Origin of the sequence: Cobetia sp. L2A1 (assembly GCF_009796845.1) — a bacterium.
In the GTDB taxonomy this organism is placed as follows: Bacteria; Pseudomonadota; Gammaproteobacteria; order Pseudomonadales; family Halomonadaceae; genus Cobetia.
This window is the reverse complement of the sequence record NZ_CP047025.1, coordinates 1,015,693-1,041,033: the sequence shown is the minus strand read 5'-3', so window position 1 is coordinate 1,041,033 and position 25,341 is coordinate 1,015,693. Positions and strand designations below refer to the sequence as shown.

Genomic DNA, 25,341 nt, shown 5'->3' with positions numbered 1-25,341 from the left:
AGTGAGGCTGCCGTCTGGAATTCAGCATTTATCGACACTCAGAACTTGCCGACACTCAGCGCTGCGCAACAGATTTCAACCAGGCATCAGCGCCCTCGGCACCTCGCTCCTGCGCTTTTTGGAAGGCATCGCGTGCGGGATCGAACTGCTCGAGCTGGTTGGCGACCACGCCAGACAGCAGCCAATGGCGGGCTGAATCATCTCCTCGTTCACCAGCACTGACCAAGGCATCACTGGCCACATTCCAACGCCCCCAGTCATAGGCGAGTTCGGCGTACTGGCGCGCATCTTCCAGCGCGCCACTCTGCTCAGACACGACTGCCCACGCTGCCAGAGAGTGATCAATGTCGCGCGCAGCCGTCCAGGCCTGCGCCAGCTGACGACGCAACGCCGGCGTGTCCTCCAGCAGGGGTTCACCATCGCGGCCCGCCGCCTTGGCAAGACCCGCTTCCATCAATTCTGCTGCACGCGCGGGAGCGCCTGCGGCCAACTGAAGGTCGATCCGCTGCAAGTAGGCATCATGACCTCTGGCGATTCCCGCGGCCCATGCGGCCTCCCAGGTACTGGCAGCGCGCGTATTCTGATTGAGGCGCTGGTATAGCGCTACGGCATGTTGCCAGTCTTCGACATCTTGCGCGCCAGCCTGGCCTTTCTCATTCAATGTCTGCTCGACCAGTGCCACTGCGGCAGCATGACGACCCGTCTGCTGGTAAATGCTGACTGCCAGCTGCACTCGATCACCTGATGGAGCACTCGCCTTGCTGGCGCGCTCCAACCAGTCTTCTGCACGTGTCCACTGACCACGGTTAGCCTCAAGACTCACGGCGAGCCACAGATCATCAGCGCTGGCCGAGCCGCCATGCAGATACTCCGCGAGGCGCGCCGTGCCGCCTTCCTGCTCGCCGGCACGTAGCCGTAGCATTGCTTCACGACGTAACCACTCACGGGCCTGCGTGGCATCAACACCCGGTAAACGACGGGCTTCACCGTACAAGCGGGCCGCCTGTGCCTGATCGCCCTGCCGTGCACGCGCGCTGGCCGCCAGTGAGAGGTATAACGCCCGCACCTCGCCACGTTGGCGCTTGGCCTCGTGCTCGGCACGCTCGCCCACCTCATCGTAATCACCGTCTTCCAGACGCGACTGCAAGGTACGTAACTGGCCGGCGACCTCAGCGGAGACTCGCATCGCCGCACTGGCCGTCGACACTCCACTGACTTCCATCACCAGCATCAAACAGGTGGACACCAGTGTCAGACGCATCAGACGTCGACCGCCCCGTCGCACACGACCCAGCATCCGATTCATGACGCTATCCGGCGCTGGTTGCGACGGCTCGTCCGTGAATGAGTCGCCAGATAACGATTCCGTCGACGATGATTCAGCACGTGACGTGCGCCGTCGGCCTTGTTCTTGATTCGACATCATGCAGATATCCTTTGCCTTCTGCGTATCAGACCTCATGTCTGCCTTGCTATGTTCTACACCACATCCTGCCCAGGAGACATGAACAAGCGGCACCGCTTTCGATTCGCATGGGTTGCGTCAACGCAACTGGAACTCGAGTCGCTGGCGTGCCTGACGAGCAGTACCCGCCGTCGGAAATTCCCAGCGCGCGATAGCCTTGAGCGCAGCGCGATCAAAGGTACCCGAAGGTTCGGCCCGCACAACCTTGAGAGAGTTCCCATCGACATGCCCATCAGGACGAATCACGAAGGCGACTTCCACAAAACCTTCAATGCCTCGCCGGCGTGCGCGACTCGGATATTCCGGCGCCGTACGCACTGTCGGACGAGGTGAACCACTCTGCGCCGCCGGTGCTGGCTTGGCCTTGCTGGGCTTGGCCGCTGACTGACTCGCTGCCGCCTTGGGCGCGGGCTGCGCACTGGCCTTGGCTACCGGAGTGGGCGCTGGCTCGGGCTTGGGGGTAGGCTTGGGCGGACGCTGCACGTCAAGCGGTGGCAGGCTGTCATCCAGCGTCAACTCTGGCGTCGGGGGCAGGGGTGCCTTGACGTCAGGAATCGCAATCGGGCTTTGCACTTGCGGTGCTGGCATCGGCTCCGCCTTGGGCGGCGGAGGCGGGGGTGCAGGCGGTGTCGGCAATGCCTCGCTGGCACTGGCATCCGTCGTCGGCGCCTCCTCCGGAGCCTCGACGGTCGAGACCGACAATGGCTCCGGAGGCGGCGCATCATTGACAGGCGGTGCCACCAGCAATGCCAGCGCGTAGAACAACGCCAGCGCCAGAAAGGCACCACCGATCAACCCCACAAGACGATTGGCATACAGGCGTCGCGTCATCTCATTCGCCTTTTGATGCGGCAACCGCAATATCCTGAACACCTGCACTGCGCAGCGCATCCATCGTCTCGATCAAGAGTCCGGTACGCGAGCGGCTATCCGCCTGAATCACCACCGGCTGACCATCGGCGAGGTCGGCGACCGCATCTCCCACCCGATGTGCATCAACGGGCGTGCCATCGACCCAGACAGCGCCCTCGGCGGTGATAGCCACCATGACGGCCGCATCTGGCCGCGCAGTAGCATGCGAGGCTTCAGGACGCTGTATCTCGACCCCGGATTCCTTGACGAAACTGGTGGTGACGATGAAGAAGATCAGCATGATGAAGACGACATCCAGCATCGGTGTCAGGTTGATCTCGCCGCTGTCTTCGACGGCATCCATGCGACGTCTACGCATGTGGGGGCTCACTTGTATCAGAGGAAACGGAGCCCGCCACACGAGAGGCAGCAGGCTTTAGCTCACGGAGGGAGGGCTCGCCGGAACGGGCATCATCAACGGCACGCGCCAGGCGGTCGTGCAGCCGCTGGTCTTCACGGCGTACGACACGCTCGAAACGCGTCACGAACAGCAATCCAACCACGGCCACCGCCATGCCAGCCAGGGTCGGCAACGTCGCCCGTGCCACGCCGTCCGCCATGGCACGCGCCTGACCGGTACCAGCGATCGCCAGCGAATCAAACACATGAATCATGCCGGTCACGGTGCCTAGAAGGCCCGCCAGCGGACAGATCATCACCAGCAACTTGAGCCAGGGCAGCGGAGCGCGCAGGCGTGACAGCAGCGCGCGCGTCAATACCTCACGATGCGTGAGTGCCGACCAGCTATGGTGCTCGCTACGCGCGACCCAATCGTGAATCAGCCGCTGTCGCGCCGGACGATGCACCAAGCGCCAATAGAGGCCGCGCTCCAATGCTAGCCCGAACAGCAACATGGCGATCAGACAGATGACCACGATCAGCGGACCGCCGCTGTCGACCAGCCGCATGATCGGCGCCAGCATACCCGCCAGCAACGATGACGATGCCAGCAAATCAGGCATGCTCAGCTTCCCGATGAAGCGCGTTGGTACCGACATCAGCATTCAGGCCCGGCGCACGTCGTTCAAGATGATCTGCAAGCTTGGCACTGGCGCGCCCTTCCAGACGCCCCATCAACCCTTTCGACAGGCTGGAAAGTCCGGTCTGCGCGAACAATAGCGGTACTGCTGTCACGAGACCCAATACGGTCGTGACCAGCGCCTGAGAGATGCCGCCTGCCATCAGCTTCGGATCCCCCGTGCCAAAGACAGTGATCGACTGGAAGGTGCCGATCATGCCAGTTACCGTCCCCAATAGACCCAACAGAGGCGCGATAGCGGCCAACAGCTTGACCAGTGCCTGACCACGCTCAAGCTTAGGCTGCTCCGCCAGCAATGCCTCGTCGAGGCGCGCTTCGAGTGCTTCCGGTTCGTGATCATGACGCATGCCTTCGAAACGCTGGAGTACGCGCCCCAGCGGGTTATCGTCGCGCAAGGTCGCAAGACTGGCCTCCTGCCGCTGAACGGCACGGCGAGTCAGCGCCAGGCGTATCAGCTGAATAAACGCGATGATGAGGCCCAGCACACCCAGTCCAACGATGACATAACCGACCGCCCCGCCCTGCTTGAGACGCTCAATCAGGCCTGGTGCACGCGCCAGGGCCTGGGTGACATCGCCACCCGTCGGATCAAAGTTCAAACGATCACTATCACCGGCATTGAAGGCAGACAGTTGGTCACGCACCACGGCTGGTGTCTTTCCGGCAAGCCCAAGCCCCTTGAGTGCACTTTCGGCATCCAGCGCCTTATCCTCAGACAACGGAGCCAGCAGGTGGTCACCGCTAAAGGCCATCTGCTCGCCGATACGTACTATCTCGCGGGGTTTGATGCTGCCATCAGCACCTGCAAGCGCTGTCTTGAAGCGCAGTGCACGTCCGCTTTCACGCGCGATGCTGCTCATGTCAGCCGTCAGTGCCGCCAGGCGCTCACGCCCCGGCACTTCATCTCGTGGGCCCAGATCCGGCAGCTGGGCCTGCCCACCGACCAGCAACCAGTTACCTGCCAGCGATTCTCGTGTTTCGCGAGCGTGCTTGCGTGCAATCTCGAAGACCTGCCCGAGATCGCCTTGCTTTGCTTCACGCTCGCTATCGAGTGTTTGTAAAACGGCTTGCTGTTCACTGGCCGTCACCTCGAGCTGCTTGCGCATCTCACGCAGCGTGTCGCGCTGCGCTTCTGCTTTCGTTACCGCAGCTTTCAGCGCCGTACTGTCTTCCAGCAGAGTCGACAGGCGTTGCTGGTCGCGGCCTTCCGCCTGACCCGCCGCCTGCTCGAACTGCTCGACACTCAAGGGCTGATCAGTCGTGCCCGTCACCGCGTAAGCCGGCAAGGTCGTCATGGAAAGCATGCCAAACAGGCCTGCCCCCAGCAGCACATGCTTGAGAGCAGCGCAAACGGTCGGCGTGCGTCCGGTCTGTGTAGTCAACGGCATCAGCTGGACTCCTGCTCGGAACGGGGGGCAGCGGTAGACGCTGATGTTGCGCCTGGCACCGATTCAAGCTCGACGCTCTCGACTGGCACGGATAGCGGCAATGTGACCAGATTCGGTGCCTGCTGATCGCGCGCCATGCTGATACCCAAGCGCAGCTCAGCCAGTGCGGAGTCATCCAGCACCTGCCAACTGCCGTTCGCGGTTTTCCACGCGCCGCCGTACTGACCATCCATCGCGAGGTAATACAGGCCCACTCGACCGACCCGCAGATATTGCACCTCGGTGTCTTCCGCGCCAATCAAACCGCCCCGCCAGGTATCCAGTCCTTGGCCATAGCTCAGCTCGAGCTTCCAAGCATTGAGCAGCTGATCGAGACGCTCATCGTTGCTCAGGCTAGCGTTGGAGAGGTTGTCGCGTAGCCGCTCGACCCGCGCAAGGCGCTCCTGCTTGAGAAACGGCAGATCCTGCTCGATGAAGGACTGTAGCTCGTCAACCTGCTGACGCAGCAAGCCCGGCAGCGCTTCACGCGTGGCATCAAGATTGGTCAGTGCCGTGCGCTGACGCTCGATACGCGCAGCGCGATCAGCGTTCAAGGGCTTGACCTCAGCGGTGTAGCTTTCAAGCCGCGACGCCTCCTGTTGCGCTTCACGCAGACGCACCAGCAGTGCGCGAGTCTCATCGTCGGCAGCATCGATTCGTGACTGGAATTCGTGCTGGGTTTGCTGATGCTGGGCTGCGCTGCTGCGCAGGTCATCGGCATGGGCGGCAGGTGACAGAGGCACCATCAGCACCAGCGCCGGCAGCAAGCTCGCCAACGCGCGTGTCGAGCGGGGAAGAAGGGAACGCGAAAGCCGCACGGACATCTCCTGAGAAACAAGACAAGTAAGCACCCTCGGGAGTCGAGAAAAGTCGCTCTCGGCCAGACCACTGTCACGCAGGACGGCGGGTCAGAGGAAGCGCAACTCCCGAGTGGAAATGCAAATCACTATCACATACGGTATTACAAACAAGAACAATTATCAATTGATCGATATCTGATTCACATCACCCTGAGCACTGCGCGAGCAAAAAAAACGCGACCCGCCAAAGCGGGTCGCGTGCTTGATCTACCGACCTTGTTGAGTACCAGCAGTCAAATGCCGGCACCTGATATCACAGCTTGGCTTCAAGCTGCGGGAGCACCTCGAAGAGATCCCCGACCAGGCCGTAATCTGCCACTTGGAAGATTGGCGCGTCTTCATCCTTGTTGATCGCCACGATCACCTTGGAGTCCTTCATGCCCGCCAAGTGCTGAATCGCCCCCGAAATACCGACGGCGATGTACAGATCCGGCGCGACGATCTTGCCCGTCTGGCCAACCTGCATGTCGTTGGGCACGAAACCGGCATCGACCGCAGCACGTGAAGCACCGATGGCGGCCCCCAGCTTGTCCGCAATACCGTCCAACAGTGTGAAATTCTCGCCGTTACCCATGCCGCGACCACCAGAGATCACGACCTTGGCTGCACCCAGCTCCGGACGCTCACTCTCGGCCAGCGTCTCATTGACGAAACTGGAAACGCCGGCGTCTTCGACCACGTCCACCGCTTCGATGGTGGCCTTGCCATCACGAGCAACCGGATCGAAACCGGTAGCTCGCACGGTGATGACCTTGAGCACGTCATCGCTCTTGACGGTCGCGATGGCGTTACCGGCATAGATCGGGCGGCGGAAGGTATCAGCACTTTCTACCGCGATGATCTCGGAAATCTGCGCAACATCCTTCAGTGCTGCCACGCGCGGCATGAAACTTTTGGCATTGGTGGAGGCGCCCGACAGCACATGGCTGTAATCGCCAGCCAGCACCACGACCAGGGCCGAGATATTCTCGGCAAGCTGATGAGCGTATGCCGCATTGTCGGCCACACGTACGCGATTCACGCCAGCCAGTGTTGCGGCTTGTTCAGCGACGGCAGCGACACCCTCACCCGCGACCAGTACATCAATGTCGCCACCGATAGCCGTTGCTGCGGCGACCACATTGGCAGTAGTGCCGGTCAGTTGGCCATCGTGATGATCGGCAATGACAAGAATGCTCATGAGATCACCTTTGCTTCGTTCTTGAGTTTATCTACCAGCTCATCGACGGAGCTGACCTTGATGCCACCCTTGCGCTCTGCAGGCGAGGTCACCTTGATCAGCGTGACCTTGGAAGCCGTCGAAACCCCCAGGTCCTCCGGCGTCTTGATGTCCAGCGGCTTCTTCTTGGCCTTCATGATATCCGGCAGCTTGGCGTATCGCGGCTCGTTGAGGCGCAGGTCTGTGGTCACGACTGCCGGCAAACGCAACTTGACGGTTTGCAGGCCACCGTCAACCTCACGCGTGACATTGACACTCTCGCCATCCACGACCACTTCCGAGGCGAAGGTACCCTGCCCCATGCCGGTGAGTGCAGCCAGCATCTGACCGGTCTGGTTGTTGTCAGCATCGATGGACTGTTTGCCGAGAATCACCAGACCGGGCTGCTCTTCCTCAACGACCTTGGCCAGTAGCTTGGCCACTGCCAGAGAACCGACGGGATCATCAGTCAGCACCTGGATGGCACGATCAGCTCCCAGCGCCAGCGCGGTACGCAGCTGCTCTTGAGAGGCCTTCGGGCCGACGGTGACAGCAATGACTTCTGTCGCCACGCCTTTTTCCTTCAAGCGAACAGCCTCTTCCACGGCAATTTCGCAGAAGGGGTTCATGGCCATCTTGACGTTGGTCAGGTCGACATCAGACTGATCTGCCTTGACGCGAATCTTGACGTTGTAATCGATGACGCGTTTCACCGCGACGAGTACTTTCATGGTGTCCTCGCTGATCTCTCATGGGGCGAAGCCTGCATCGTGGCTGGCGCCGCCCGATTCATGCAAGCGTTTGATAGGTTAATGTCATCCAAAATAGGTCGTGCTGACAAGCGCGTATTGTGACGCTTCATCCTCACGACCCAGATTCTCGCTGACCGCTGCTTGCCAATCATTGACAATCGGCCTTGCCTTGCCAGCAAATCGTCATTCTCATGGGGGCATCTTGCGCAGAATTGCCTGCTGGGGTCAAACCTACCAGCCTCCCAAGTACCTTTACCACCTGCAACCCATCAGCTTGACTCTTGCAACACTCACACTCCATCCCTATCTGAGCCCCACGCATTCCCACGTAACTCCTACCTGCCCCACTCGTCGAAAGCAGTTACCATTCCGGCATAGCACCTCAGCGTACCGCATATCTCATTACACTCACGCGCGTCGCACAGAGGCATTACCTCAGACCCAAGCATAATAAACAAACGGTCGTTTTAAATGCTACTGTTGCGGCATGATAGGCGGTTACATCACGCATGGCAGCGCCTACCGGCTTGACAACACAATGCCTCTCTACCGCTGGCAACGCTGCTGCAACGCTATTTTCTCTGTCGAGCCTGCGCCCCTGACTAGACGCGGCACGATGGATATCAATATCCCAACGGCCGGTACAGACCGGACGTGACACGCCCGCCCCGCCGGATCCGCGGGGCCCTGATGGCGACAAGATTGAGGAGACGGGTCATGGAACGCGAATTCATGGATTTCGACGTGGTCATCGTCGGTGCCGGCCCCTCGGGCCTGGCAGCGGCTTGCCGACTGATGCAACAAGCCAATGACGCCGAGCATGAGCTGACCGTCTGCGTGGTCGAGAAAGGCTCCGAAGTCGGCGCGCATATCCTGTCGGGTGCCGTGCTGGAACCCCGCGCGTTGACTGAACTATTCCCTGATTGTGCCGAGCGCGGCGCACCACTCAAGACCGCCGTCACCCGTGATGAAGTCGTGCTGCTCAAGGATGATCAGAAAGCACAGGTCATTCCCAATGCGCTGGTGCCCAAGACCATGCACAACGATGGTAACTACATCATCAGCGCAGGCAATCTGACCCGCTGGCTGGGCGAGCAAGCTGAAGAACTCGGAGTCGAGATCTTCCCGGGCTTTGCCGCTCAGGAAGTGCTGCACGGCGAAGACGGCACCGTACGCGGTATCGTCGTGGGTGACATGGGCGTCGCCGCCGACGGCAGCGAGAAGGATGGCCACATGCCGGGAATGGAGTTGCGCGGCAAGTACACCCTGTTCGCGGAAGGCTGCCGTGGCCATCTTGGCAAGCAACTGATCTCACGCTTCGCGCTGGACAAGGATGCCGATGCCCAGCACTACGGCATTGGCCTGAAGGAGCTATGGGATGTACCGGCAGAACAGCACCAACCCGGGCTGGTCGTGCATGGTAGCGGCTGGCCGCTGAAGGGTAACGCCGAGGGCGGCTTCTTCCTGTATCACACCGATGACCAGCAGGTCGTCGTTGGACTGATCGTCGATCTTGCCTATGACAATCCGTGGCTGTCTCCCTTCGATGAATTTCAGCGCATGAAGCAGCACCCGACACTGGCCAAGCACCTCACGGGCGGCAAGCGAGTCTCTTACGGTGCGCGCGCCATCGCCAAGGGTGGTCTCAACTGCTTGCCGAAGATGAGCTTCCCGGGCGGCCTGCTGATCGGTTGTGATGCCGGCACCTTGAACTTCGCCAAGATCAAGGGCCTGCACACCGCGATGAAGTCCGGCATGCTCGCGGCGGAAAGTGTCTTTGCGGCCATCAAGGGCGGCGATGAAGGTGGCGAAGACCTCGTCGACTTTGGCAAGCGCTTCAAGGATAGCTGGGCCTACGAGGAGCTTGAAGCCTCACGCAGCTTCGGTCCGGCCATGCACAAGTACGGCACCTTCCTCGGCGGGGCCTACAACTTCCTTGATCAACTGAGCGGTGGCCGTCTGCCCACCTTGCACGACACTACGCCGGACTACGCGCGCATGCGACCGGCGGATGAGTGCACGAAGATCGAGTATCCCAAGCCGGATGGCAAACTGTCCTTCGACAAGCTGTCCTCGGTGTTTCTGTCCAACACCAATCACGAAGAAGATCAGCCCTGTCATCTACGTCTTGCCGACCCTGCCCTGCCGATACGCGATAACCTGCCGCGCTTTGCCGAACCGGCACAACGTTACTGTCCGGCGGGCGTCTACGAGATCGTCGAGGAAGCTGGCGAACCCCAATTCCAGATCAACTTCCAGAACTGCGTGCACTGCAAGACCTGTGACATCAAGGACCCGGCACAGAACATCACCTGGGTCGCACCCGAAGGTGGCGGCGGCCCGAACTATCCGAATATGTGAGGCCACGGCGCACCTGCTAACATGATCTGATCCAGTGGCCTGCATGAGAGGCCAGCCGCTGAGATCATTGCCCGTATAAACAACGCCGCCACGCTAATCGCGTGGCGGCGTTGTCGTCTCTATCAGTATGCCAGTCGACGGACCAGACTTATGCTGACCGCTAGCAGGCAGCTTCTCGATATATTCTAAAAAGATCTTATATGCATCATTGATATAACCGTCACTCGGTAGCACATTAGCGCTCCCTGTCGAATAACGTTTGATCGCGCTGACACGACTTTCTCTACTTCATCGACTGCCATCGGAGCACTCATGTCCGTCACTCGCCAGATTCTGCTTGCCCTGGTACTGGGTATCGTCAGTGGCCTTGCCCTGAATACCGGTGCCAACGCCCTGCCTGAAGGCAGCGTGGCGTGGCTGGACACCAATGTGCTGACACCGGTCGGGCAGATATTCCTGCGTCTACTGCAATTTGTGGTGGTGCCGATGGTCTTCGGCGCATTGATCATGAGCCTGACCAACCGCGAGGGTGGCGTTGATGTTGGCCGCCGAGCGGGCCGTCTGCTAGGCAGCTACGTGGTGACAAGCGCCGTGGCACTGACATTGGGCATGCTGGTGGCTTACTGGCTTAGCCCGGGTAGCGGCGCCGAGAGTCTGGTAAATCAAGCCCCTGAAGGACGCAATGCCGATAGCCTCAGCCAGTGGCTGGTAGGTCTGGTGCCCAATAATCCGTTCACTGCGCTTGGCGGTGGTGGGCTATTGCAGGTCATCTTTGCCGCGGCCCTGATCGGGCTAGCCATGCGCGCCTTGCCTGAAGAAAGCGCCCCGCTGCACCGCGTGATCGAAAGCGGCTATACCATAAGCCTCAAGGTGCTGTCCTTCGTGCTCACGCTGGCGCCGGTAGGGGTATTTGCATTGATTACCTCTGTGATCGCCACGCAGGGGCTCGATTTGCTGGAGCGTCTGGGCATGTACGTGATCGGATTGATAATCGCATTGGCACTGATGGCGCTGCTCTATCTGATACTGCTGACCATCACGGGTGCGCGACCCATTGCCTTCATCAAACACTTTGGCCAGAGCCTGGGCTTTGCCTTCGGTACCGCAAGCTCCGGCGCGACTCTACCGCTAGCTCTGGGCAATGCCCGCAGCTATGGCATGGATGAATCCCTGGCAAGCTTTGCACTCCCCTTCGGCACTGCGCTCAAGCGTGATGGCGCTGCGGTATTACAGGGCTTCAATGCACTGTTTGTGGCTCAGCTTTTCGGTATCGACATCACCACTTCGCTGGTCATTACTGTCTTCACTACCGGCTTGCTGGTCAGCTTCTCTACCGCTGGCGTGCCAGGCGCAGGCCTGATCGCGATGACGACCGTTCTTGGTGCTGCAGGGCTTCCGTTGGAGGGTGTCGCTGTCGTTGCCGGTATTGATCGCTTTACCGATGGCCTGCGTACGGCACTCAATGTGATGGGTAACTGCGCCAACGCCGCACTGCTGGACCGCTTCGATTCTCGCGCACGTAGATCACCTGCCAGTCAACGCGAAGAGGCAAACTCGCATCAGCCTTGAGCGCTACCCAGCTACCCTGACATACAACAAAGCCCCGCCAGAGGAAACACTGGCGGGGCTTTGTTGTGAATGGCATTCATGTCACGACTCAGACATCTAGTCGCCGGTGGCGATCGGACGTTCAGGATCACTGATCCAGTCACTCCACGACCCCGCATACAAGCGTGGCAACGGTAACCCGGCAATCGCAAAGGCTAGGATATTCTGGCAAGCGCTGATGCCGGAACCACAATAGGCGATGACGTTGGCCTCCTGGGACTGTGCGGCTGGCAGCACCTTGCTCAACTCACGTAGTAGACTCATGCGATCCTTGAAGCGGCCATTGGCTTCAAGGTTGGTGGGCGTCGGACGACACAGTGCACCGGGGATATGCCCTGCCACTGGGTCAACCGGCTCCTGCTCGCCGCGAAAACGCGCCTCGCCCCTCGCATCCAGCACGACATCGCTGGTGGCTGCGACATCCTCAGCACTGACCAGCATGCCGTCGTCGAAGGTCGGCTGCCAATCACTGGACTCGATTTCCTTCGGCGTTGAGGGAGCCCGCTTGAGCTCACCCATGGCGTTGTTCCAAGCCTGGATGCCGCCATCAAGCACGCGCGCATCCGGATGCCCTGCCCAGGTCAGCATCCACCACAGTCTGGATGCCGCCATCTGGCCGCCCATGTCGTCGTAGACCACGACCTGCTGCGCTGGCGTGATGCCCAGGCGACGAAACAGCGCCGCAACCGCCTGATGCGATGGCAGTGGGTGACGCCCGCCATCTCCGCCGTCGCGTACCGGCGCCGAGAGATCACGCTCCATGTCCACATGGATGGCACCCGGAAGATGCCCTTCACGCCACATGCGTTCACCGGCCTCACCATCATCGAGTCGCGCACGACAGTCCAGCACGACCGGAGACGGCAGCCCGGCCATGGCCAACTGAGTGGTCAACTGACCGGCATCGATCAGCGGGGCTTGCCGCTGAGTGGGTGCCAGCAAGGATGAAGCGGAGACGGAGGCTGCCGCAAGCGCAGCAGGATCAGGATACGTGGCCATGGTGACTCCAGAGCAGAATGAGCAAGGACAACAAGCCGTCGATACCCTCAAGGCGGACGACACCTCTTCGGAAACCCGACGCTGATTGATTCAAGATGGTGGCGCGCTGGCTGGGTTACAACGTCACCACGTCGCCAGTCACGCTATAACGCCGTCACCGGTGCGCGTGTGGCAATCAGGCGCCGCTTGGTGCCATCGGTAAAGCGTACCTCGATCAGCGGATTGGCATCGTTACCGGAAACTTCCTCGATCACACCTTCCCCAAAGGCCTCGTGACGCAGGCGTTGGCCAATTGACCACTCACCTACCCGTCGCAGCACTGCCGGCTCGGTTCTTTCAAAAGCTGCCCCACGCGAACCGCCCTTGCGGGAAGAAGTAGTGGAGAAAGTCCCTGAGTGAGTGCCCCCAGAACGCGCTGCAGCGGCACTTTGACGGCGTCCACTGCCCGATGGACTGGCAGGTGCCTTACTCGGTGCAGCATCTAGCACCGGCGGAGTAATACCATGACGCGCCAGGGGAAGCCGCGCCAGATAGGCTTGGCCAAGTGCAGGTGACACCACACGCAATGCCAACTCAGCAGCTGGCGCGAACGCGGTGTCATCTTGTGCGCCGGCAGCCACCTTGGCGCGCTGGCCCGCACTGTGCACCCAGTCCCCGAGCCGCGTGCAGTCGTCCACGCATAGCTCGGCCAGGAAGCGACTGGGTGGATGCGTCCCGCCATCACGCCACAGGTATAGCTGTTCACGGGCACGCGTGACTCCGACGTAGCACAGGCGACGCTCTTCTTCGAGACGCTCACTGCTCAATGGGTTATCCCGCGAGTAGGCAGGGAAATCTTCCTCGTTCATGCCCCACAGTCCGACAAACGGCCACTCGAGCCCTTTGGCCCCATGTACGGTGGTGATCAAGACACCATCGACAGCGTCTTCGACAGGGTTTCTGAGCAGCGTGATAAAGGCCTCTGGATCATTGGCCAGCTCACCGGCCTGCTCGATCAATACATCCAGTAACCGTACATCTTCTTCGCCTTTCTCACGCCGGGCGGCGGCGCGACGTAGAATCTTGTCGGCTTCCAACTCATCAACCACATGACGCAGTAGCCGTGCTGGAGCCCAGTCACGCAGACCAGGCAAGTCGCACAGCAACTGCCAACGCTTCTTGAGCGTTCGGCGCTGCAGAGGTTTGAGGCCTTCGAGTATCGGGTCTTCCTTGCTCGGCCAATGCCGACTTTCCGCCAGCTGCTGACACAGACGTTCGAGACGCTCACGCGCGACAAAGGCAGTGGGCTGAGTAAACAGCAATGTCAGATGCACCGAGTCACTCAGCAATGACGCATCACGCGCCAGTTCAAGGTACCCCGCTAGCGCCTGTACCAGCGGCAGCCGAAATACGAAGCGGTCACTGCGCCCTAGACGAAAGGGAATACCTGCCTTGAGCAACTGCAACTGTACCGGCACTGACAACGCCCAACTACGCACTAAAACGGCGGCTTCAGCACCACTGCGCCCGGCTTCACGCCATGCGGTCAATGCGGCCACGAGGCTTGCCGCACCTTGGCCCTCAGCCAGGCGAGTGGCTGGCGTACCAGGGGCGGCAATGCATAGCTGATCTGGCCGTCGCGCATTGGCAGCGATGGCATGATTGGCAGCCAGCGCCAGGCGATGACCGTGGCGGAAGGTATAACTGAGCGGGAAGTCGGTCGGTGCGGGGAAACTCTCGGCAAAGCGCGTCAGCATGTAATCAGGCCGCGCACCACGCCATTCATAGATGCATTGATTGGCATCACCAACCGCCATCACCTCAGCGATGACAGCGTTCTCTGACGTCGCGCTCACACTGGAAGACGCTTCTCCTGCCGACGGCGCACCGGCCAGCAGAGATAACATGCGCTGCTGCGCCTCGTTGATATCCTGATACTCATCAATGATGACGTACTGGAGATGGCCCTGAATACGCGCACGAGTCTCGGGCTCCCTCTCCAGCTGACGCAGCGGTCGATACAGCAGGTCGGCGTAGGTCATCTGACGATACTGCTCAAGCAACTGCTCAAGCTGTACGAAGGATTCCACGAAGTGGCCGGTATGCTCGCCCAGATTCATACGCTCATAAAGCAGCGCTGGCTCACACATCTCGGCTTTGACCAGGTCACAGAACTGGGCAAGAGCCTCGAGGCGCTCACCATCCAGTGCTGCCTCGCGCTCATTGCGATCAGCATCACCTAGTGCACGTTGAGCGGCCTGCTTGAGTAACCGTTCCAGTGCCCAGTCCTGCTGAATAAGCTCGCGGGGGTCGAGACTGCCCCAGCGCACCAGCGTAGTGGTCAGACGATGTCCGATGGAGTGGAAGGTACGAATGTCTGGCAAGCGTGTGCCCGGCGGTGCCGAGCGAGCGAGCTTGGCAACGAAATCTTCACGCGCCGAGCGGTTGAACATCAACACCAGAATACGCTGCGGCGAGATACCTTCAGCCAATAGACTCAACACACGCGCGACCATCGTGGTGGTCTTTCCGGAACCAGCCACCGCCGCGACCCGTGCATGCTGGCCACGATGCTCTACCACTGCACGCTGTTGGTCTGTCAGCCGTCGAGTCAATGCTTCCACCGCCGCATGAAGCGGAGTTTGGCCAGCCGCAAAAGCCCCAGATACCGCGGCATCGGACGGCGTAGCATTCATATCAGATTCGAAGGGAGGAAGTGACTGAGACATGAGGACCTGTGTAGGAAAAGCGTCGATGACAACGTACAGATGGCAGTACGGTTTCAGGCTTCACATCAGGCATCAATCTCATCAGCAGACAATCGCCCAAGGCACTGCCAGCTCCCGCCACTCATGAAGCCCATTGAGTGGCCACCATCGTCCAGTTCTCGCGTCTCGGCCGTTTCCAGCAGACGATAATAAAGGTTGCGATGCAGGCGTGCCGCCAACCCGAAACGCACAGGGACTTCAGGTAACCATTCATCATTGAGTGCCTCAGAGAGCACGAGGCATGTCTCGCCCTCAAGGCGCACGACGTCACCCTGATCGGTTACCAGCTGCCAGACAGCCTGCGTCGGCGCATCGTCATCTCGCGTGTCACTCTCTGCCTGCATGTCATCCTCTGCCAGCGTGCAATCCACGGCCAGAAAGGGACGGTCCTCCACCTGGATCGTGACCTTCTCCACGGGCGTGACGAGACAGTAACTGCCATCCGGTTCGCGTCTGAGAACGCGCGATAGCATGTGGACCAGACGCGCACGTCCTATGGGCGTCCCTTCATGCATCCAACGGCCATCACGACAGATGACGAGATCCATCTCGCCACAATGCTCGGGATGCCATTGATCGACGGGCGGCAATGACTTTCGTACTTCAGCCTGCTTGCCGAGCTGAGTCAGAATGGCAGCTGGGTTCATGACACGACTCCCTGTAGTTCATGATTGCACAAGATACGGTGATCAGTCGGTGAGCATCCCGCTACTGGCCAATGCCTCGCGCACCCCTTCCGGAGCTTCCGGCGCAGCGGCACGGAACAGACGATAGAAATTGGCGGTGGTCTGCATGGCCAGCTCATCGACGGTAATGCCGCGCTCGGCCGCAATGCACTCTGCGACTTCCACCACATTGCCCGGTACGTTGGACGTGCCACGATACGGCACCGGTGCCAGATAAGGACTGTCCGTCTCGATCAGCAGGCGGTCCAGCGGAATGGCGCGCGCCAGCTCACGAACGTGTTCTGCATTGCGGAAGGTCACAATACCGGAGATCGAGACCATGAAGCCGTGGCCTACTGCGACACGTGCCATGTCGAGGTCTTCCGTGAAGCAGTGCAACACGCCTCCGATGGCGGGATCGGTATGTTCCTTGATCAGCGCCAGCGTATCTTCACGTGCCTCTCGCGTGTGGATGATCACCGGCAGTTCCAGCTCACGCGCGGCAATCAGGTGGCGTTTGAAGCGCTCGTACTGCACCTCACGACTGACACTCTCGTAATGATAATCCAGACCCGTCTCACCGATGGCCACCGCACCATAGCGCTCGGCACACTTCTTGATGTCGTCGACCGTCGGCTCCGGGTCCACCTGATGCAGTGGGTGCACGCCAGCAGAGATCACGACGTCATCGTGCGCCTGCTCGATGGCAGACAGTTCCGGCACATCATCCAGCGTCACCGCAATAGCGAGAAACTGGCGCACGTGACGGGCACGCGCGGCGTCCAGAACACCGGACAAGGTGCCGCCGTGTTCTTCGAGCTTCAGGCGATCAAGGTGACAATGCGAATCAACAAACATCCAGAACTCTCACTTGCTGAGGGGCGTGACATGAACCGCCACAAAAAACGGAGACGACCGGCTCGGCGCTACTGCGCGGCCGGTCGACATGTATTCAGGCAGGCCGAGGCCTACTTGTTTCTCACCAGGGCTTTCTTGCCAGAGCCATTCACCAGAGCCTCTCGCCAGCGCCTACAGCGTGTAGGTGGCGTGACCCTTCCCAAGCATACCGGCCAGATGATTTTCGATATGGTCACGCACCTGGCGGTCTTCCTCGCTGAAATGAATCCCGATACCGGGTGTGCGGCGGCCACCAACACCCAGCGGCGAGATCCATACCACACGACCAGTGACCGGGATTCGCTCCGATTCCTCCGGCAGGGTCAGCAGCAGATAAACCTCTTGCCCCATGGTGTAGCGCTCAGTAGTCGGCACGAAGATACCGCCCCGCACGAGCGTCGACATGTAGGCTGCCAGCAGGGTTTTCTGATCGCGAATGGTCAGCGACAGTGCCTTCTGGCCTTGCTGTGGAGCGGTGTGCATCCTTCACCTCCGGCCGGTCACACCCGGCGCATCCAGTCTCGATACCAAGCGCCGTGTCGACGGATATCATGCCTCTGATGGGCACGGCACATATTGAATCTCTTGCTACAGCATTTTGATGCTTACTGCTCAGAAGTCTAGCGCGACTGGCTGGGCTGGCCAAAATCGGCTGATCAGCACGACAGGCACGACAGATATTAAAGGTACGATAGCCTGTTTATCTGGCCGGCCGTCTGACGCCTGACCCTCATCAAGAGCGCAGCAAGGCTGACCAACGTACCAACCAGGCTTCCAGCACCAGCTGGGGGTTGGGATTGCCTCCGGCGGCCAATAACCGTCGTTGCTCACGTGCGAAGTCCAGCAACTTGAACCAGTCCTGGGTACGGCCATTCTTGACTGCCTGACGCAGCAACGGCTCCAGGCTTGGATCACGCAGGTGACCCGCATCGCCAGAAAGCCCCATGCGGATCAAATCCTCCAGCCATGCGATACCGTACCACAGCACCTGCGCCAACGGTTGCCGCTCCAGACGCCAGGCTTCAGCCACCGGCTCTCCACCGCGTACCAGCGCATCAAACAGCTCGCGCAGTGCCTGACGCAACTGACGCTGCTCCGATACGCCAAGACGTACCGCGAGCTGTGGCAACCCACCTGCCATGCGTAACAGCGCTTCGGCATCATCACCCAGCTGTTCCTGTAGCCACGGCAGGCTTTCATGGGTCTGAGGGATGACCAATGGCCATTGCTGACAACGTGAGCGAACCGTCGGCAGTACGCGTGACGGCATATCACTGAGCAGGATGAACAGGGTTTTGGCGCCTGGCTCCTCAAGGCTCTTGAGCAACGCATTGGCGGAGGCAATGTTCATCGACTCCGCCGGCTGCAGACGGATGACGCGATACCCCCCCTGCTGCGCAGTCTGTGAGACAAAACGATTGACCTCACGAATGGGGTCGATGCGGATCATCTTGCCGACATCCTGCGGCGCGATCGCCATCAGATCTGGGTGATGACCCGCCGCCAGCATATGACAGCCATGGCATTCACCACAGGCGGCAGCACCCAATTTCCCCAGCGCCGTACGGCACAGCACGCGCGCGATCATGGCATCTGCCAACTCATGCTTGCCAAGCCCTGACGGCCCACTCAACATCACCGCATGTGGCAAGCGGCCATTGTCATGCACCTGGGTGAAATGTTGCCACATCGAGTGCTGCCACGGCAGCGGCGAGAAACTCGAAAGGCGAACGCCAGCACTGACATCTGCCACGCTCATGCCTTCTCTCCCACAGGAGTCTTGGCTTGCCAGCTCGCGACGCGCAGAGAGAGCACTGCCGCGATGTCAGACTGCACTGCGGACAACGACTGACCGGCATCGATGGTGGCGAAACGCTCTGGGTCGGCATCGCGGCGCTGATGATAGCCAGCCCGTACGGCCTCGAAGAATTGCTCGGCCTCCTGCTCGATGCGATCAGCACCTTCGCCAGTTTCGGCACGCCGCGCGGCAAGGCGGCCTCGGGCGGCCTCAACCGGCATGTCCAACAGCAGCGTGAGATCTGGTTGCAAGCCTTTTTGCACCAGCATTTCCAGCGCGGTGATGTCGGCCAGAGGTAGTCCACGCCCGCCACCCTGATAGGCAAAGGTGGCATCCGTGAAACGGTCACACACCACCCAGGCACCACGTGCCAGCGCAGGACGGATGGTGGCCGCCAGATGCTGGGCACGCGCCGCGAACATCAGCAACAACTCAGCGTCATCACACAGCGATTCGGCGGGCGTGGGGTCCAGCAACAGTTGGCGAATCGCCTCTGCGCGCTCACTGCCGCCCGGCTCCCGCGTGCGCACCACTTCCATGCCATGCGCTTCCAATTCGGCGACCACGAAGGCGACATTGGTGCTTTTACCAACGCCCTCTCCGCCTTCCAGGGTAATGAAGCGACCCGGCTGACAGGCGGAAACGAGCGTCTGATCGCAGGAGGGCGTGGTGCGTGAAGACAGCGGGCGTGAAGACATTGTATTTCCTGATTCTGACAGCGGATAAATCGTGGCGGTACTGGCGCGCACCATGTATCAGTCGCGATTGAGAATATAGCGACGCACGGCGGCGTTGTGCTCACTCAGAGTACGCGAGAACTGATGGCGACCTTCACCCTTGGCGACAAAATAATAGGTATCGCCTGCCTTGGGATGCACGGCTGCCTCAAGCGCAGCGCGCCCCGGCATGGCGATCGGCGTCGGCGGCAGACCGGTAATCACGTAGGTATTCCACGCAGTCGGTTTGCGCAAGTCAGCGCGCGACAACGAACCATCATAGTCATCGCCCAGGCCATAGATGACGGTCGGGTCTGTCTGCAGACGCATGCCGCGCTCGAGACGACGTTTGAAGACACCAGCAATCTCGTCACGCTCTTCGGGTGCACCTGTCTCACGCTCGATCAGCGAGGCCAGGATCAGTGCTTCGTAGTCACTCGAAATCGGCAGGTCCTTGTCACGGCCGGCCCACACCTCTTCCAGTGTGGTCGTCATGCGCTTGTGTGCCCGCTTCAACAGCGACACATCACTCACACCCTTGTGATAGCGATAGGTGTCCGGGAAGAAGCGGCCTTCTGGCTTCTCATCACCCGCACCAATCGCGGCCATCAGTGCATCATCGCTCATGTCTTGCGTTGTGTGCTCAAGCTTGGGCGCAGCATTCATGACGGTGCGCAACTGGGCAAAGGTCCAGCCTTCCGGCACGGTCAGGGTGTAACTGACTACGTCATCACTGGACAGCAGTGCCACCAACTCACGGCCATTCAAGTTCGGCGTCAGACGGAATTCACCAGCACGCAGGCCATTGACGGCTGTCGGCTCGAGACGCGCCCAGACCTTGTAAGGCCAGCTGGCCTCGACAATGCCAGCCGCTTGCAGCTCGCTCACGACCTTCGCCAGGCTGGCGCCACGGGGCACCTCAAAGATCTGCTCTTTTTCGATAGTCAGCGGCGATAACAGCTGCGCCTGCCAATAGCGAAATCCCACGACGCCAGCAGCGACTGCCACAACCACCAGCATCAATAGCACCTTGAACACACGCATAGTCAGTCATCCATCTTCATGTCAAAGAAGGCAATGCACGGACGACATGCAGCGCGGCAGGTCGTGGCACAAGGCTTTCATCAGTCCGCATGCTCACCAAGCAAGCACGCGACACGCTTGTTCAACATCTCCAGCGCAGGGAAATCTGACGGCTGCCAATCACCCAGACATTCGCCACCGCTATCGAGCAATCGCGTGACGGGCCAGATGCCCTGCACCGAATTGAGCAGCACGACCTGCTCAGCGGCGAGTAGCGCTTCAATACCCAATCGCACTTTTTCAATGGGCTGCTCGGCGCTCAAAGCCGTCAATAACGTGCCTTCTACACCCGCGCGGTCTAGCCATGGTGTATACCAGCGCCCGTCACGATACCAGAGCAGATTCATGCTGGTCGCCTCGACAAGCTCATCACGGGCATTGAGCAACACCCCCTCGCTGATGGCGGGATCTGTCCACTCACGTCGCGCCAGCACGTTTTCGAGCCGATTGAGATGCTTGAGACCGGCCAGAGCGGGCTGCTCCGCCACACGCAATGAGCACATGCGTGCCGTGATACCGCGCCGGGCCTGATGGTTGACCGCAAAGGGCATCGATCGTGCCCGCAGACGAGGCTCGGGCGATGCCGGTGCCTTGTAACCACGACCACCCGAACCACCGGTCACGATGATCTTGAGCACCTCAAGCCCTTGCCCACCACAGACGCCAAGACACGACTCCAACGCGGTAATGGATGGCACGACTAGCCCCAGCCGCTCACAGCCCTGTGTCAGTCGGGCCAGGTGATGCGACCACAATAGAGGTGCGCCATCCCGCACCAGAATCGTCTCGAACACACCTTCACCATACGCCAATCCACGATCATCGGCGGGCAGGGCGGCATCCAGGCCGGCCACATCGTTCATGTTCGTCATAGCGATAACTCCCATGCCCGCGAGCGCGTGTGGAGGATGGCGAACTCCGCCCTGGCGGACCTTTCCGTTGGTCTCAGTGTCTGCACGTCACGGTTTATCCATGCGCCATAGACAGACGCGCCCCCGAATGGGGGCGCGTCTGAGAGGAGATGACACGATACGCGTGTGATCTCAATCCTTGAGCTTGCCGAACACCAGTGAACCGTTGGTGCCGCCGAAGCCGAAGGAGTTGGACAGGGTGTACTCGATCTTCATGTCACGTGCGGTATGTGGCACGTAATCGAGATTACAGCCCTCGGCCGGATTGTCGAGGTTGATGGTCGGCGGCGCGACCTGATCACGCATCGCCAACAGACAGAAGACGGCCTCGACGGCACCCGCAGCACCCAACAGGTGACCAATCATCGACTTGGTCGAGCTGACCGCCACATTGCGCGCGGCATCCCCCAGTACCGACTCAACCGCAAGGCTTTCGGCCTTGTCGCCAGCATTGGTAGAAGTGCCGTGAGCATTGATGTAGTCAATCTGACTCGGGTCCAGCTTGGCGTCGCGAATGGCATTACGCATCGCCGCGGCTGCACCACGGCCATCTTCCGGCGGCGCGGTCATGTGATGCGCATCGTCAGACATGCCGAAACCGAGCACCTCGGCATAGATGGTCGCGCCACGTGCCTTGGCATGCTCATACTCTTCAAGCACGACAACACCCGCGCCATCGGACAGCACGAAGCCATCACGATCACGATCCCACGGGCGGCTCGCTGACTGCGGGTCATCGTTGCGCGTCGACAGTGCGCGCGCAGCAGAGAAACCACCGAGGCCCAACGGCGTAGTCGCCATTTCGGCACCACCCGCCACCATCACATCAGCATCACCATAGGCAATGGTGCGTGCGCTGTAACCGATATTGTGGGTACCGGTGGTACACGCCGTGGTGATTGCGATATTCGGTCCACGATAACCAAACTGGATCGCCAGATTACCGGAGATCATGTTGATGATGGAGCCCGGCACGAAGAAGGGAGAGATGCGACGCGCGCCCCCCTTTTCCATCGCCTTGTGATTATGCTCGATCATCGGCAGGCCACCGATACCTGATCCGATGGCCACACCGATACGATCGGCATTTTCTTCGGTGCACTCAAGACCGGAATCATGGATGGCCTGATGAGCCGCCGCGATACCGTACTGAATGAAGAGGTCCATCTTGCGGGCCTCTTTCGGATTCAGATACTGACCCACATCAAAGTTCTTGATGGAGCCACCAAAACGGGTATTGAAGCCGCTGACATCGAAATGCTCGATGGCCGCGATGCCACTCTTGCCCGATTTGATACTGCTCCAACTTCCCTCGACGGTATTTCCGACCGGGGTCACCAGGCCTAGACCTGTCACCACTACCCTTCTGCGAGGCATCGTGTCTCCTCCAAAACTATCGATTAGGCACGCCTGGGCCATCTGCGCCTGGGCCGTAATTAAGCGCATTATACAGAAACCTTGCCATGCGTGGGCAGTCGGTTTTCATGCATGATTTCCGTGACTTGGCTTACAAAGCTCCGACTGTCGAGACGAGGTGCAGCGGGAGGCGCCAATGCCAGCACCACACTACCCAAGGGGACGGTCATCACCGGCATCCTGTCTGACACAATACCTAGCAACGACAAGGGCCGCACTGATGAACAGTGCGGCCCTTGAACGTACAGCAACCACATCACGGCTACGGGAGAAAATGAACTCCGTGGCCGCTTCAATCCACCTTACTGGTGGTTGACGATGTAATCGATAGCTTCCTGCACGGTGGTGATCTTCTCTGCTTCTTCGTCAGGAATTTCAGTATCAAATTCCTCTTCCAGAGCCATCACCAGCTCAACGGTGTCCAGGGAATCGGCGCCGAGGTCTTCAGTGAAAGAGGAAGAGTTCTGGATTTCTTCTTCTTTGGCATTCAGGCGCTCAGCCACAACCTTCTTGACGCGTTCTTCAATGGTGCTCATTTAACAATCACTCCTAGTGGTACGGAATCCGCAGCTCGAAAAAGCTGGGCGTAGTTTATAGGCCACCCCAAGGGGACGCAACCACGTCCCTGCGCGGGGTTCAGCGCATGTTCATGCCGCCGTTCACCTGCAACGTCTCACCGGTAATGTAGCCTGCTGCATCACTGGTCAGGAAGCCGACTGCCGCAGCAATCTCTTCCGGCTGGCCAAGACGCGCCAGCGGGATGTTGCCGAGTAGCGCGGTATGCTGCGCTTCTGGCAATGCTTCAGTCATGTCAGTGGCAATGAAACCCGGCGCCACTGAGTTGACGGTAATGTTCCGCGACGCGACTTCACGCGCCAGCGAGCGACCAAACCCTTCCATGCCAGCCTTGGCGGCAGCATAGTTGGCTTGACCGAGATTGCCCATGGTCGCAACCACAGACGAGATATTGACGATACGACCGAAGCGCGCCTTGGTCATGCCACGCAGACAAGTCTTGCTGACGCGGAAGACCGACTTGAGATTGGTATCGAGCACCGCATCCCAGTCTTCTTCTTTCAAGCGCAACAACAGGTTATCACGCGTGATGCCGGCATTATTGACAAGGATGGTCGGCGCACCAAAGCGCTCACCGATTTCCTTGACCACCGAATCCACGCTTGCCTGATCCGTCACATTGAGCAGCATGCCCGCGCCTTCGATGCCATGAGCTTCGAGGTCGGCGCTGATGGCCTGAGCCCCTTTCTCGCTGGTGGCAGTACCGATCACGATGCGGCCCTGACGGCCCAGTTCACGGGAAATGGCTTGGCCGATGCCACGACTGGCACCGGTCACCAGTGCGATTCTGCGTTCGGTCGTCATCTTGAGTCCTGAGTTGGCTATTCCAAGTCACATGACCAGCCACACGGGCTGATCACGAGCTTACTTATTTCTGTTCGGCAGCAGTTTCGCGGGCAAGTTCCAGCGCTGCTTCGAGGCTATCCGGGTCATTCACCGCCAAGCCGCGCGCCTGCCGCTGGATACGCTTGCCAAGGCCAGTCAGCACCTTGCCCGGACCACATTCGATGAAGGTCCGCGCACCACTATCAAACATCGCGTTGACACAATCCGTCCAACGCACCGGCCGATAGAGCTGTTCGATCAGACGCTGACGCAGAGTGTCAACATCCTCATGCGCTTGCGCATCGACATTCTGAATCACAGTGTACCGCGGGGTACGAAAATCGATAGCACTCATGGCTTCAGCCAGCTTGTCAGCTGCCGGACGCATCAGGTCACAATGGGATGGCACGGAGACTGGCAACGGCATCGCGCGCTTGGCACCCGCCTGCTGACAGGCGGCAATGGCACGTTCGACAGCAGCAGTGCCACCAGCGATAACCACCTGACCCGGGGCATTATAGTTGACTGCCGCGACCACTTCACCCTGCGCTGCACTGGCACACGCCGCTTCGACCTGAGCATTCTCGAGACCGAGAATGGCAGCCATTGCGCCCTGCCCCTGCGGGACGGCGGTCTGCATGGCTTCGCCACGTAGATTCACCAGCTTGATGCCTTCGGCAAAGCCGATCACACCGGCGCAGACCATGGCGCTGTACTCGCCCAAGGAGTGCCCTGCCATACGACCGGGACGCGGACCTTCCAGCTCCTGCCAAACGCGCCAGATAGCGACGCTAGCCGTCAGAAGTGCTGGCTGAGTCAGCTCGGTACGATTGAGCTCCTCTGCCGGGCCTTCCTGCGTCAGATGCCAGAGATCGCGCCCCAGCGCGTCGGAGGCTTCCTCGAAGGTAGTGCGAACGACGCTATAGCGCTCCGCTAGCTCCCGCAGCATGCCAACCTGCTGGGAGCCCTGCCCCGGGAAGATGAGGGCCAGGGATTCTGTCATTGCTGTCACCATTTCCATCTGTTCAGGTGGGACTGACACGGGTCATGAAACCCGCTTTCCGCTAATTCGTCGGCGCATTGACC

At 60.0% G+C, this 25,341-nt stretch carries 23 protein-coding genes; 2 read left to right on the top strand and 21 right to left on the bottom strand.

The window, feature by feature from the left end; all coding sequences use genetic code 11:
* Positions 1-55 precede the first annotated feature (55 nt).
* The 8 genes from GQR90_RS04510 to GQR90_RS04475 all read right to left on the bottom strand — a co-directional run bounded on the left by GQR90_RS04510 (position 56) and on the right by GQR90_RS04475 (position 7,632).
* A complete protein-coding gene (locus GQR90_RS04510) occupies positions 56-1,306 on the bottom strand; it encodes a hypothetical protein (RefSeq protein WP_158773070.1) in 1,251 nt (416 codons plus the stop codon).
* A 237-nt stretch (positions 1,307-1,543) separates the two neighbouring features.
* A complete protein-coding gene (locus tag GQR90_RS04505; RefSeq protein WP_158773069.1) occupies positions 1,544-2,296 on the bottom strand; it encodes an energy transducer TonB in 753 nt (250 codons plus the stop codon).
* A 1-nt stretch (position 2,297) separates the two neighbouring features.
* The gene (locus GQR90_RS04500; RefSeq protein WP_158773068.1) at positions 2,298-2,696 is read right to left on the bottom strand and encodes an ExbD/TolR family protein; all 399 of its coding nucleotides are present in this window, start codon (positions 2,694-2,696) and stop codon (positions 2,298-2,300) included.
* Entirely contained in the window at positions 2,689-3,339 is a 651-nt protein-coding gene (locus tag GQR90_RS04495; protein ID WP_442778538.1) for a MotA/TolQ/ExbB proton channel family protein, read from the bottom strand. The genes GQR90_RS04500 and GQR90_RS04495 overlap by 8 nt, the downstream gene beginning before the upstream one ends.
* Positions 3,332-4,804: a MotA/TolQ/ExbB proton channel family protein gene (locus tag GQR90_RS04490; RefSeq protein WP_158773067.1), complete on the bottom strand. Its 1,473-nt coding sequence runs from the start codon at positions 4,802-4,804 to the stop codon at positions 3,332-3,334. The genes GQR90_RS04495 and GQR90_RS04490 overlap by 8 nt, the downstream gene beginning before the upstream one ends.
* Positions 4,804-5,661 (bottom strand): DUF3450 domain-containing protein, encoded by an 858-nt coding sequence (locus tag GQR90_RS04485; RefSeq protein WP_158773066.1) that lies wholly within the window; start codon positions 5,659-5,661, stop codon positions 4,804-4,806. Before GQR90_RS04485 ends, GQR90_RS04490 begins: the two co-directional genes overlap by 1 nt.
* A gap of 295 nt (positions 5,662-5,956) precedes the next feature.
* The gene (locus GQR90_RS04480) at positions 5,957-6,883 is read right to left on the bottom strand and encodes an electron transfer flavoprotein subunit alpha/FixB family protein (protein WP_158773065.1); all 927 of its coding nucleotides are present in this window, start codon (positions 6,881-6,883) and stop codon (positions 5,957-5,959) included.
* Positions 6,880-7,632 carry an electron transfer flavoprotein subunit beta/FixA family protein gene (locus GQR90_RS04475; RefSeq protein WP_158773064.1) on the bottom strand — a complete coding sequence of 251 codons (753 nt, stop codon included), beginning with the start codon at positions 7,630-7,632 and terminating at the stop codon, positions 6,880-6,882. The genes GQR90_RS04480 and GQR90_RS04475 overlap by 4 nt, the downstream gene beginning before the upstream one ends.
* A 738-nt stretch (positions 7,633-8,370) precedes the next feature.
* On the opposite strand from GQR90_RS04475, the gene GQR90_RS04470 reads away from it, so the two are divergent.
* Positions 8,371-10,014: an electron transfer flavoprotein-ubiquinone oxidoreductase gene (locus tag GQR90_RS04470; RefSeq protein ID WP_158773063.1), complete on the top strand. Its 1,644-nt coding sequence runs from the start codon at positions 8,371-8,373 to the stop codon at positions 10,012-10,014.
* 312 nt (positions 10,015-10,326) lie between these two features.
* The gene (locus GQR90_RS04465) at positions 10,327-11,583 is read left to right on the top strand and encodes a dicarboxylate/amino acid:cation symporter (RefSeq protein ID WP_158773062.1); all 1,257 of its coding nucleotides are present in this window, start codon (positions 10,327-10,329) and stop codon (positions 11,581-11,583) included.
* Positions 11,584-11,679: 96 nt separating this feature from the next.
* Here GQR90_RS04465 and GQR90_RS04460 read toward each other — a convergent pair whose 3' ends face one another.
* The 13 genes from GQR90_RS04460 to fabD form a co-directional block, all read right to left on the bottom strand.
* Positions 11,680-12,621, bottom strand: coding sequence for a sulfurtransferase (locus GQR90_RS04460; RefSeq protein ID WP_233266429.1), 942 nt, complete (start codon positions 12,619-12,621; stop codon positions 11,680-11,682).
* A gap of 143 nt (positions 12,622-12,764) precedes the next feature.
* Positions 12,765-15,296 (bottom strand): ATP-dependent helicase, encoded by a 2,532-nt coding sequence (locus GQR90_RS04455; RefSeq protein WP_158773061.1) that lies wholly within the window; start codon positions 15,294-15,296, stop codon positions 12,765-12,767.
* Positions 15,297-15,394: 98 nt separating this feature from the next.
* Positions 15,395-16,015, bottom strand: a complete 621-nt coding sequence (locus tag GQR90_RS04450; protein WP_158773060.1) for a DUF1285 domain-containing protein — start codon at positions 16,013-16,015, stop codon at positions 15,395-15,397.
* 42 nt (positions 16,016-16,057) lie between these two features.
* The gene (locus GQR90_RS04445) at positions 16,058-16,891 is read right to left on the bottom strand and encodes a TatD family hydrolase (RefSeq protein WP_158773059.1); all 834 of its coding nucleotides are present in this window, start codon (positions 16,889-16,891) and stop codon (positions 16,058-16,060) included.
* Positions 16,892-17,062: 171 nt separating this feature from the next.
* Positions 17,063-17,413, bottom strand: a complete 351-nt coding sequence (locus GQR90_RS04440; RefSeq protein ID WP_158773058.1) for a PilZ domain-containing protein — start codon at positions 17,411-17,413, stop codon at positions 17,063-17,065.
* A 250-nt stretch (positions 17,414-17,663) separates the two neighbouring features.
* On the bottom strand, positions 17,664-18,689 hold the full coding sequence (locus tag GQR90_RS04435; protein ID WP_158773057.1) for a DNA polymerase III subunit delta': 1,026 nt from the start codon (positions 18,687-18,689) through the stop codon (positions 17,664-17,666).
* Positions 18,686-19,426, bottom strand: coding sequence for a dTMP kinase (tmk, locus tag GQR90_RS04430; RefSeq protein ID WP_158773056.1), 741 nt, complete (start codon positions 19,424-19,426; stop codon positions 18,686-18,688). Before tmk ends, GQR90_RS04435 begins: the two co-directional genes overlap by 4 nt.
* A gap of 57 nt (positions 19,427-19,483) precedes the next feature.
* Positions 19,484-20,488: an endolytic transglycosylase MltG gene (gene mltG, locus GQR90_RS04425; protein WP_158773055.1), complete on the bottom strand. Its 1,005-nt coding sequence runs from the start codon at positions 20,486-20,488 to the stop codon at positions 19,484-19,486.
* A gap of 80 nt (positions 20,489-20,568) precedes the next feature.
* The gene (gene pabC / locus GQR90_RS04420) at positions 20,569-21,399 is read right to left on the bottom strand and encodes an aminodeoxychorismate lyase (RefSeq protein WP_158773054.1); all 831 of its coding nucleotides are present in this window, start codon (positions 21,397-21,399) and stop codon (positions 20,569-20,571) included.
* Between the two features lie 171 nt (positions 21,400-21,570).
* Positions 21,571-22,815: a beta-ketoacyl-ACP synthase II gene (fabF, locus tag GQR90_RS04415; protein WP_158773053.1), complete on the bottom strand. Its 1,245-nt coding sequence runs from the start codon at positions 22,813-22,815 to the stop codon at positions 21,571-21,573.
* A 341-nt stretch (positions 22,816-23,156) separates the two neighbouring features.
* The gene (gene acpP / locus GQR90_RS04410) at positions 23,157-23,390 is read right to left on the bottom strand and encodes an acyl carrier protein (RefSeq protein ID WP_024950601.1); all 234 of its coding nucleotides are present in this window, start codon (positions 23,388-23,390) and stop codon (positions 23,157-23,159) included.
* Positions 23,391-23,490: 100 nt separating this feature from the next.
* Complete coding sequence (gene fabG, locus GQR90_RS04405) at positions 23,491-24,234, bottom strand: 3-oxoacyl-ACP reductase FabG (RefSeq protein ID WP_158773052.1); 744 nt, start codon at positions 24,232-24,234, stop codon at positions 23,491-23,493.
* Between the two features lie 64 nt (positions 24,235-24,298).
* Positions 24,299-25,258: an ACP S-malonyltransferase gene (fabD, locus tag GQR90_RS04400; protein ID WP_158773051.1), complete on the bottom strand. Its 960-nt coding sequence runs from the start codon at positions 25,256-25,258 to the stop codon at positions 24,299-24,301.
* Positions 25,259-25,341 lie beyond the last annotated feature (83 nt).